Genomic DNA, 6,934 nt, shown 5'->3' on the forward strand with positions numbered 1-6,934 from the left:
GGAGGTTTTTCTGTTATGGCTGAAACGCCGAGTTCGAATGTTCATGAAATCAATATAAGTCAGGAAATGCGTACCTCTTTTATGGATTATGCAATGAGCGTTATCGTATCACGTGCCCTTCCTGATGTAAGAGACGGGCTAAAACCGGTTCACCGTCGTATACTGTATGCGATGAATGACCTTGGTATGACGTCTGATAAAGCATTTAAAAAATCTGCCCGTATCGTCGGTGAAGTAATCGGTAAGTATCACCCGCACGGTGACTCTGCTGTATACGACACAATGGTACGTATGGCGCAGGATTTCAGCTATCGCTACATGCTCGTTGACGGCCACGGGAACTTTGGTTCAGTAGATGGTGACGCAGCAGCTGCGATGCGTTATACAGAAGCAAGAATGTCGAAGATTTCAATGGAAATTCTTCGTGATATTAACAAAGATACAATTGATTACCGTGATAACTATGATGGTTCTGAACGCGAACCGGTTGTTTTGCCGTCCCGTTTTCCAAACCTTCTTGTCAATGGTTCAAGCGGAATCGCAGTCGGAATGGCAACAAATATTCCACCGCATCAGCTTGGAGAAGTAATTGATGGACTGCTTGCATTCAGTGAACATCCTGAAATTACAATTGGCGAATTAATGGAGTATATTCCGGGGCCTGACTTCCCGACTGGTGCACTGATTCTGGGCCGGAGCGGTATCCGCCGTGCGTATGAAACAGGACGCGGTTCAGTTGTTCAGCGTGCAAAAGTGGAGATTGAGCAAAAAGCCAATGGCCGTGAAACAATTCTTGTTCATGAACTGCCTTATCAGGTTAACAAAGCAAAGCTGATTGAAAAAATTGCTGAGCTCGTTCGTGATAAAAAGATTGACGGTATTACTGATCTGCGTGATGAATCTGACCGTAACGGAATGCGTATTGTCATTGAAGTCCGCCGTGACGCCAATGCGAATGTGCTTTTGAATAACCTTTACAAGCAGACAGCCCTTCAGACAAGCTTCGGGATTAATATGCTTGCACTGGTGGATGGTCATCCAAAAGTATTGAACCTGAAAGAAGCGCTGCATCACTATCTGGAGCATCAGAAGGTTGTGATCCGCCGCAGAACGGAATTTGAACTGCGTAAAGCGGAAGCACGTGCACATATTTTAGAAGGTCTGCGTATCGCACTGGATCATATTGATGAAATCATTGCGCTAATCCGTGGTTCTGAAACCACAGATATTGCCCGTGAAGGACTGATGACTCAGTTCAGTCTGTCTGAAAAGCAGGCCCAGGCGATTCTTGATATGCGTCTTCAGCGTCTGACAGGACTTGAGCGTGACAAAATTGAGGAAGAATATCAGGGACTTGTTGAACTGATCAAAGACCTGAAGGAGATCCTTGCAAATGAATCACGTGTGTTAGAAATTATCCGCGAAGAGCTGCTTGAATTAAAAGAGCGCTTCAACGATAAACGCCGTACTGAAATTACAGTGGGCGGAGCGGAAATGATTGAGGATGAGGATCTGATCCCTCAGGAAAACCTGATTGTGACACTGACACATAATGGTTATATCAAGCGTCTCCCTGCATCAACCTACCGTTCGCAAAAGCGCGGCGGCCGCGGTATTCAGGGAATGGGTACAAATGAAGATGATTTCGTTGAACACCTACTGACGACATCTACGCACGATACGATCCTGTTCTTTACGAATAAAGGGAAAGTGTACCGTGCGAAAGGATATGAAATTCCTGAATTCAGCCGGACAGCAAAAGGTCTGCCGCTTGTGAATCTGCTTGAAGTGGATAAAGATGAAGTAGTGAATGCGATGATCCGCGTAGAAGAATTTGATGAGAAATCTTACTTCTTCTTTACAACAAAACGCGGTATTTCAAAACGTACACCTGCAACTGACTTTGCAAATATCCGTAACAACGGACTGATTGCTATCAACCTGCGTGATGATGATGAACTGATCTCTGTGAAATATACAGATGGTGAACGTGAAATCATTATCGGAACGAAAAATGGACTGATGATCCGTTTCCCTGAATCAGATGTCCGTTCAATGGGACGTACAGCAGGAGGCGTGCGCGGAATCAGGCTGAATGATGATGATATCGTCGTCGGCATGGAAATACTCGGTGAAGGAAACGACATCCTTGTCGTGACTGAAAAAGGGTACGGCAAGCGCACACCTGAAGAAGAGTACCGCGTTCAATCAAGAGGCGGTAAAGGGATTAAAACGTGCAACATTACTGAGAAAAACGGTCGTCTTGTTGCTGTCAAAGCTGTAACCGGGGAAGAGGATATCATGCTGATTACAGCTCATGGCGTACTGATCAGAATGGATGTATCCGGTATTTCCCAGACAGGGCGAAGCACACAGGGTGTGAAGCTGATCCGTCTTGGCGATGAAGAACACGTTGCAACAGTAACACGTATTGAAAAAGAAGATGAAATTGATGAAGCAGTCGATGAGATGGAAGAGCAGCATGAATCTGCACCGGCTGATACAGAAGAATAAATTTTCAAAAGAAAGCAGGAAAAAAACACCTGCTTTCTTTTTTTTATGTGATAAAATGATAAAAAAGAACTAGATGTCTGGAGGTGCAGATGATGAAAGTACATATAGATGAAGTCACAGAAGGCTGCAGAATCGCAGAAGATATCATGGGTTTGACGACTCACCCGATTGTGAAAAAAGGAACTGAGCTAGAAGCCATTCATATTGAAGCGCTTAAAGCTTTTCATATTCAGTATGTAGAGGTTTTCTCCACGCTTTCTGACGGCAGTAGTGTAGAAGCTGAGCCTGTCAGGGAAGAAGAGGTAGAAGTAAGGAAAGAACCTGAATCGACACCATTTAAAAAGCAGTACATGGAATTAATCATTTACTATAATGGTGTTTTTAATAGCTGGCAGTCTGGCGGTAAGATTGATATTGTCGCGTTAAAAAGCAGGCTGATGCCGCTTTTAAGACAAGTTGCTAAAGATAAAAGCATCATTTATCAGCTTCACAGATGGTCAGAAGCAAAGCATTATATTGCCCATCACTCAGTTTCCACTGCACTGATCAGCTATCTGCTTGCTGAAAAAGCAGGGTACGATCAGGGGAGCTGCACACAGCTTGCTGTTGCCGGTATGTTAACTGATACCGGAATGGCTAAAATGCCGATGTCTATTCTGAAAAAGTCCGGTGCCCTCACTCAGGATGAAGCAAGGGAGATCCGCAAACATCCTCTATACAGCTACCAGTACGTGATGGACAGCCCGCTGCTCAGAAATGAAATGAAAGCAGCCATCCTGCAGCACCATGAACGTCTTGATGGGAGCGGTTATCCTAAAGGCAGCAGAGGGGATGAAATTTCAAAGTCTTCCCAGGTGCTTGCCTTAGCTGATGTATTCCATGCAATGACGTCAGAGCGGCTGTATCGTGCAAAAAAATCTCCTTTCAGGTCGCTTGAAGTCATCTGGGAGGATGAAATGGGTAAATTCGATATCGCCCTGCTGAGAGCCCTGCAGGAAATCATAGGCGGTCTTGCAACAGGCACACCTGTGATATTATCAGATGGCCGCACTGCTGAAGTCATCTTCACGCAGCCTCAGCACCTACTGAGACCTGTAGTAAAATCAGGTGAAGACATGATTGATCTGACTAAAGAAAGAAAGCTATACATCGAACAGGTTATTTCTTAATTGAAATAGCCTTTTTATTTTTTATTTTTGGTTTTGTTAAGGGTGGCTGCCCGATTCCGCTCCAATCACCAGCTGTGATAAAACGAAATTGACCTTTAACATAACTTTTTTAAAAAGATTTATTTTCAATTGAACAAATCGAGCAGTTTAAACGTATAAGCTTTAAATAAAGAAAAAGGAGGGACGGTATGAGCAGGGATGACGAACAGCTCAGCCACTGGCTGCATGACAACTATTCATTTTTATACGCCTATCTGATCAAGCTGACGCTGCATCCTGCAGAAGCGGAAGATCTCGCACATGACACGGTTGTCCGGTGTATTGAACGCTTCTCACAGTACCGTCCGGAGAAAGCTTCTTTTTCAACCTGGATGATCCAGATTGCGACGAATCTCTGGCTTGATAAAAAACGCAGGAAAAAGCGCGAACAGCAATACCTGAACAGACAGCAGCTTGAGTGGCACCTTGGAGAAGGAATCGGACTTGAAGTGGCTGAGGCATTAGGTAAGCTTGGTGATCATCACAGAGTGCCTGTCGTTTTGAAATATTATTATGGATACTCTTATGAAGAAATTGCAGCAATCTGCCAGGTCTCAACAGGCACAGTAAAATCAAGGCTGCACCATGCCATGGCAAATTTAAGAAAGGAGCTGGGAGAAGATGAAGGACAAAACAGAAGAAAAACTGATCAGAGGTCTGGAAGAGTTTGACCGGCTTGATCGCACGCCGCCCCGTGAATCTTTTACGCTGATGATACAAGAAATCAGGCAGCGTCAGAGGAAAGAACTGATCTTATTTTTCATTGCAGCCCTTTTTATTGTCACGCTCACAGTCATGGTCCTGATCAACGAACCGATTTTGTATGTGGCAGGCCAGCTTCTGTTTTTAATTGTTGCCGGAGCGGTCCTCACAATCCGAAAAAAACGGGTGAAGCAGCATGAATGAAATCAATCCGCTGCTTTTTATCCTGATCGTTGTCATATTAATAGCTCAAAGTACATTTTTATTTACTGATGCAAGAAAGAGAGGACACGCAAAATGGTTCTGGGGACTCTGGGGGATGATTCAGACACCAATGCCACTGCTGTTTTATCTTTTATGGTCACGTGTATTGAAAAACGATCTGCAAAGAAGGAGAGAAGAAAAATGGAAGAAATAAATTTTGCCATCGTGGCGCCGCTTGCTTTAATCAATATTATTATAGCGGTTATTGGACTGATTGACTTGGCTAAAAGACCATCTGTTAACGGACCGAAATGGGTTTGGGTGCTCATCATTATCATCATTAGTCTGATTGGTCCGATCCTGTATTTTGTTTTCGGCAGAAGGGACACTTAAATGATCACAGTGAACAATCTGACAAAAACATTCGGTTCATTTACTGCGGTGGATCAGCTGTCTTTCACACTGACAGCGGGTCGTACAACCGCACTCGTTGGCCCAAACGGTGCGGGGAAAACCACCGCGCTTCATATGATCAGCGGTCTGTCCAAGCCGACATCAGGGAGCATTACATTTGAAGAATCCTCAGCAGACCCAAGACAGCATATCGGTTTCCTGCCGCAGTACCCTTCATTTTTCAATTGGATGACTGCAAAAGAATATCTCGTGTTTTCAGGCAGACTCGGTAAAAAGTCAAAAAGTGAATCACAGAAAAAAACTGCTGAACTGCTGGAGAGAGTCGGCCTTGCTGAGCATGCCAATAAAAAGATAGGCGGGTTTTCAGGCGGAATGAAGCAGCGCCTCGGTATCGCCCAGGCGCTGATCCACAGTCCGAAGCTTCTCCTGCTGGATGAGCCTGTCTCAGCACTTGATCCGACCGGAAGAAAAGAAGTAATGACGCTGTTAAATGAATTAAAGAGTGAAATGACAATCCTTTACTCCACTCATGTATTACACGATGCGCAGGTGTTGTGTGATGACGTGCTGATGATGAATCAGGGAAGAAAGGTGCTATTTGATTCAATTGGTCAGGTGTACCGGCAATTTGAGCGTCCGGAGATGGTGATTCGTAGTGATGAAGCGATCAATCATTGGGTGCAGTCACTAAAAGAACGTTACCCGGACCTGACAATAGAAGAAACTGAAACAACAGCGCGGATAAAAGGCAGGGAAATCAAAGAACTTAGGACACTTCTGCTCAAGGAGGCGCTCGATTACCATCTGCCTCTCAGGTCTCTTGAAGTCGGCACAGCTTCTTTGGAAGATGTGTTCCATGAGGTGATGAAAAAATGAGTGTATTATTTAAAAAAGAAATGCTGGAGATGGCAAGAAGTTATAAGTGGGTGTGGATGCCGCTGGTTTTCATCGCACTTGGCATCATGCAGCCACTGACGAGCTATTATCTACCGGATATTATCGAAGAGTTTGGCGGACTGCCTGAAGGTACAGTTTTTGATATTCCATTGCCTGGTGCTGATCAGGTTTTTGCTGAAACGCTCGGGCAGTTTTCGCAGATCGGTGTCTTTGTAGTTGTCCTTGCACTGATGGGCGCACTGGCCGGAGAGCGTTCGAGCGGTACAGCCGTAATGGTGCTTGCCAAGCCGGTATCACATGCTGGTTATTTTTTAGCTAAATGGATAGCAGGTATCCTGCTTGTATTTGCTTCTTATGCGGCAGGCGCTGCTGCTGCGCTGTATTATATCTTTTTATTATTTGACCCGATTAACTTTCAACAGATTTTACTTTCGTCATTCTTTTATTTCATGTGGCTCTTATTCACTGTAACGCTGGTGCTCTTTTTAAGTACATTTTTAAAAAAGAGTGCCGCAGCAGCAGGAGCCTCCCTCGTTATTTTAATTATCCTTGCACTGGCTTCTTCCATCTTTAAAGAGCCAATGATGTGGACGCCCGGGTATCTGCTTGAGCTTTCAAGTCTTGCCATTCAGGAAGAAACGCTTGATGGTTTATGGAAGTCACTGATCAGTACAATCGTGTTGTGTACGCTGTTGATCAGTGGATCGATCGCATATTTGAAGCGGAGAGAATGGGTACAGGGATAAGCTTTTACGTCTGGCAGCTGGTAAAGCTGTCAGGCTTTTTATATGGTATTGAGTGACACTGAAATTGTGATAAATAATCTAAATTAATAGTCTTTTTCAAAAGTCTTGCGTTAATGCAAAGTTCCATGATATATTATTCCTCGTTGCTTCAACAACGCAGCACACAATCAAAACACACAACAAAAAACAGCGAAAAACTTTTTTGAAAAAGTGATTGACTTAAAACGCTGAAAGATGTTATGATAGATT

8 protein-coding genes are annotated in these 6,934 nt (G+C 44.1%); all 8 read left to right on the forward strand.

Features of this window, described 5'->3' with window-relative positions; translation table 11 throughout:
• The first annotated feature begins 15 nt into the window (after positions 1–15).
• Positions 16–2,514 (forward strand): DNA gyrase subunit A, encoded by a 2,499-nt coding sequence (gene gyrA, locus KP77_RS17355; RefSeq protein ID WP_041124001.1) that lies wholly within the window; start codon positions 16–18, stop codon positions 2,512–2,514.
• A gap of 89 nt (positions 2,515–2,603) precedes the next feature.
• The gene (locus KP77_RS17360) at positions 2,604–3,683 is read left to right on the forward strand and encodes an HD-GYP domain-containing protein (RefSeq protein WP_084218770.1); all 1,080 of its coding nucleotides are present in this window, start codon (positions 2,604–2,606) and stop codon (positions 3,681–3,683) included.
• A gap of 188 nt (positions 3,684–3,871) precedes the next feature.
• The gene (locus KP77_RS17365) at positions 3,872–4,393 is read left to right on the forward strand and encodes a sigma-70 family RNA polymerase sigma factor (protein ID WP_052474396.1); all 522 of its coding nucleotides are present in this window, start codon (positions 3,872–3,874) and stop codon (positions 4,391–4,393) included.
• On the forward strand, positions 4,344–4,628 hold the full coding sequence (locus KP77_RS17370) for a DUF5345 family protein (RefSeq protein ID WP_041124003.1): 285 nt from the start codon (positions 4,344–4,346) through the stop codon (positions 4,626–4,628). Before KP77_RS17365 ends, KP77_RS17370 begins: the two co-directional genes overlap by 50 nt.
• Entirely contained in the window at positions 4,621–4,842 is a 222-nt protein-coding gene (locus KP77_RS17375; protein ID WP_041124004.1) for a hypothetical protein, read from the forward strand. Before KP77_RS17370 ends, KP77_RS17375 begins: the two co-directional genes overlap by 8 nt.
• Positions 4,830–5,021, forward strand: a complete 192-nt coding sequence (locus KP77_RS17380; RefSeq protein WP_041124005.1) for a PLDc N-terminal domain-containing protein — start codon at positions 4,830–4,832, stop codon at positions 5,019–5,021. The genes KP77_RS17375 and KP77_RS17380 overlap by 13 nt, the downstream gene beginning before the upstream one ends.
• Positions 5,022–5,918, forward strand: coding sequence for an ABC transporter ATP-binding protein (locus KP77_RS17385; protein WP_041124006.1), 897 nt, complete (start codon positions 5,022–5,024; stop codon positions 5,916–5,918).
• A complete protein-coding gene (locus tag KP77_RS17390) occupies positions 5,915–6,685 on the forward strand; it encodes an ABC transporter permease subunit (protein WP_041124007.1) in 771 nt (256 codons plus the stop codon). Before KP77_RS17385 ends, KP77_RS17390 begins: the two co-directional genes overlap by 4 nt.
• Positions 6,686–6,934 lie beyond the last annotated feature (249 nt).

The organism is Jeotgalibacillus alimentarius (assembly GCF_000829445.1).
Lineage (GTDB): Bacteria > Bacillota > Bacilli > Bacillales > Jeotgalibacillaceae > Jeotgalibacillus > Jeotgalibacillus alimentarius.